The sequence below is a fragment of the Brevibacterium litoralis genome (genome assembly GCF_040212315.1).
Classification (GTDB): Bacteria; Actinomycetota; Actinomycetes; order Actinomycetales; family Brevibacteriaceae; genus Brevibacterium; species Brevibacterium litoralis.
The window spans coordinates 1-3,236 of the sequence record NZ_JBDIUY010000054.1 but is presented as its reverse complement, the minus strand read 5'-3'; the positions used below and the strand labels follow the sequence as shown (position 1 = coordinate 3,236).

The window sequence follows — 3,236 nt, the reverse complement described above, 5'->3', positions numbered from 1 at the left end:
TTGCGGAGGTCGGGGGTTCGTCGTCGTGGGCGGGAGGGGTTCCCCGCCGCCCGCCCGTCACCTCTACACGAGAAGGACAGGGCACCTCGGGCGCGGGGGACCCCCGCACGCGGGATCAGCCGAAGCGACCGGAGACGTAGTTCTGCGTGTCCTCGACGGAGGGGTTCGAGAAGATCGTGTCCGTGTCGTCGTACTCGATGAGCTTGCCGGGCTTGCCGGTGCCGGCGATGTTGAAGAAGGCCGTCTTGTCGGACACCCGGGCCGCCTGCTGCATGTTGTGCGTGACGATGACGACGGTGAAGTCCTGCTTGAGCTCCTGGACGAGGTCCTCGATGGCGAGCGTCGAGATCGGGTCGAGAGCGGAGCAGGGCTCGTCCATGAGGAGGACGGAGGGCTGCACGGCGATCGCGCGGGCGATGCACAGGCGCTGCTGCTGACCACCGGACAAGCCGTTACCGGGCTTGTCCAGGCGGTCCTTCACCTCGTTCCACAGGTTGGCGCCGCGCAGGGACTTCTCGGCCAGGTCGTCGGCCTCGGACTTCGACAGGCGCTTGTTGTTCAGGCGCACGCCGGCGAGCACGTTCTCCTTGATGGACATCGTGGGGAACGGGTTGGCGCGCTGGAAGACCATGCCGACCTCGGACCGCACGGCGACGGGGTCGACGCCGGGGCCGTAGATGTCCTCGCCGTCCATGAGCACCTGGCCCTGGACGGAGGCGTTCGGGATGACCTCGTGCATGCGGTTGAGCGTGCGGAGCACGGTGGACTTGCCGCAGCCGGAAGGACCGATGAAGGCGGTGACCGACTTCGGTTCGATCGTCATGCTCACACCCTCGACGGCACGGAAGTCGCCGTAGAAGATGTTGAGATCGTTGATGTCGATCTGCTTGGCCATGTTCTTCTTTCCTCTCGGGACGGTCGAGCCGACCGGTCCGGTCCTGGGGGTCGTGCGTGCGTGGGCGGCGAGACCCCGCGGGGCCGCCGGGGTGCGGGTGGTCGGCTCCAGGAGGTCGGAGCCGCCGAGATCGGTGGACGTCTGATCGGTCATGTCAGCGACCTGCCTTCGGGGCGAGGACCTTGGCGATGATCCGGGCACCCAGGTTGAGCACCATGACGATGACGACGAGCACGAGCGCGGCGGCCCAGGCACGGTCCTCACTCACGACGGCGGCCTCACCCGGGGAGATCGGGCGCATGGCGGAGTCGTAGATGTACGTGGGCAGGGACGACATCCACCCGTCGAAGGGGTTCCAGTTGAGGTTCTTGGCGAACCCGGCGGTCACCATGATCGGGGCGGTCTCACCGATGACACGGGCGATCGCGATGGTGATACCGGAGAGGATGCCGGAGATCGAGGTGGGCAGCACGATCTTGGTGATCGTCTTCCACTTGGGCACACCGAGGGCGTAGGAAGCCTCGCGCAGGTCGTCGGGGACCAGGCGGAGGATCTCCTCCGCGTTGCGGACGACGACCGGGATCATGAGCACCGAGAGCGCGACGGCGGCGGTGAAGCCGGTCTTCGCGTTCGCCGACAACTGCGGGTTGATCATGTTGAGGATCGTGGTGAACAGCGCGAAGGCGAACAGACCGGCGACGATCGACGGGATACCCGTCATCACGTCGACGAGGAAGGTGATGCCCTTGGCCAGCTTGCCCTTCTTGCCGTACTCGACGAGGTAGACGGCGGTGAGCAGACCGATCGGGATCGAGATCGCGGAGGCGATGAGGGTGATGAGGACGGTGCCGATGATCGCATGGTAGAAGCCACCGGCGAGCGTCATCTCGCCGGCCAGGTACTGCTGGTCGAGGCTGCCCATCATGCCGAGCATCGTGCGGTTGAGGACGCTCGGTGCCTCCATGATGACCGGCAGGCCCTTGCTCACGGTGAGCCACAGCAGCGAGATCAGCGGGATACATGCGATCGCGAAGGAGCTGGTCACCAGGGTCGTCGCGACGCGGTTGGTGGCCTTCCGCGTGCCCTCGACGCCGGTGGACCAGGCGAGGATCGCGATGAGGTTGACGACACCGGCCAGGAAGGCGATGAGCGGGACGTTGAACCCGCCGGTCGCGAGCATGCCGATGACGATCGCCGCGACGACGGAGGCACCGGCGACGGCCCAGGGAGCCCACTTGGGCAACTGGGCGGCCGTGAGTGAACTCTTCTGCCTGGTCGGAGCCGACGCCGAGACGCCCGACTGTGGGTCCTTCCCGCCGGCGGCACCGGTGGCCGGGGAGGTCTGCTGCGTGGTCATGTCCGACTCCGTGCTCGTGGTCGCTGCGTTGTTCGTTCCGGTGGTCGACATGGTCTCAGCCCTTCACCGAGGTCTTGGCGACGATCGCGCGTGCGGCCATGTTCACCAGCAGGGTGATGACGAACAGGACGAGGCCGATCGAGATGAGCTCCGACAGGCGCAGGCCGGCGGCCTCCGGGAAGTTCTGCGCGATCTCCGAGGCGATCGTCTGGTTGCCGGTGACGAGCAGCGAGGCCGTGAGCGCACCGGAGGACAGGATCATGGCGACGGCCATCGTCTCACCGAGGGCGCGGCCGAGCCCGAGCATGATCGCCGAGGCGATACCCGAGGCGCCGAAGGGCAGGACCGCCATGCGGATCATCTCCCACCGGGTGGCGCCCAGCGCCAGGGCGGCCTCCTCCTGGAGACGGGGGGTCTGGAGGAAGACCTCGCGCGTGAGGGACGTGATGATCGGCAGGATCATGATCGCCAGGACGAAGCTGGCGGTGAGGATCGTACGGCCCGTCTGCGAGACCACGCCGTTGTCGTCGGCGGCGAAGAGCGGGATCCAGCCCAGGTACTGGGCGAGCCACGCGAACACCGGGACGAGGTTGCCCGCGAGTGCCAGACCCCAGAGACCGTAGACGACCGAGGGGATCGCGGCGAGCAGGTCGATGACGTAGCCGAGGACGGGGGCCATCCGCCGGGGCGCCATGTGCGAGGTGAACAGGGCGATGCCCATGGCGAAGGGTGTGGCGATGAGGAGAGCGATCGCCGCGGACACGAGCGTGCCGATGACGAGTGGCCACACGTACCGGAAGAACCCGTCGCGGCTGATCGCCGTGGGGTCGGTGAACTGGGCCTGCAGCACGTCCTTGGATTGGAACAGCAGGAAGCCTGCCACGCCGGCGAGGATGACGAGGATCAGGACGCCGGCGGACAGGGTCGCGCCGGAGAAGATCCGGTCGCCCATGCGGACGACGGGTTTGGGAGGAGCGGCGGGCG

Annotated in this window: 3 protein-coding genes; all 3 read right to left on the bottom strand. The window is 67.4% G+C overall.

Features of this window, described 5'->3' with window-relative positions; translation table 11 throughout:
* Positions 1-115: 115 nt before the first annotated feature.
* Positions 116-895: a phosphate ABC transporter ATP-binding protein PstB gene (gene pstB, locus AAD496_RS14830; protein ID WP_349829657.1), complete on the bottom strand. Its 780-nt coding sequence runs from the start codon at positions 893-895 to the stop codon at positions 116-118.
* A gap of 154 nt (positions 896-1,049) precedes the next feature.
* Complete coding sequence (gene pstA, locus AAD496_RS14825) at positions 1,050-2,303, bottom strand: phosphate ABC transporter permease PstA (RefSeq protein ID WP_349829654.1); 1,254 nt, start codon at positions 2,301-2,303, stop codon at positions 1,050-1,052.
* Between the two features lie 4 nt (positions 2,304-2,307).
* A complete protein-coding gene (gene pstC, locus AAD496_RS14820; protein WP_349829656.1) occupies positions 2,308-3,204 on the bottom strand; it encodes a phosphate ABC transporter permease subunit PstC in 897 nt (298 codons plus the stop codon).
* Between the last annotated feature and the right edge of the window lie 32 nt (positions 3,205-3,236).

Excerpts from the sequence above, each read along its gene's own strand:
- pstB (WP_349829657.1), bottom strand. The coding sequence starts at position 895 with ATGGCCAAGCAGATCGACATCAACGATCTCAACATCTTCTACGGCGAC.
- pstA (WP_349829654.1), bottom strand. The coding sequence starts at position 2,303 with ATGTCGACCACCGGAACGAACAACGCAGCGACCACGAGCACGGAGTCG.
- pstC (WP_349829656.1), bottom strand. The coding sequence starts at position 3,204 with ATGGGCGACCGGATCTTCTCCGGCGCGACCCTGTCCGCCGGCGTCCTG.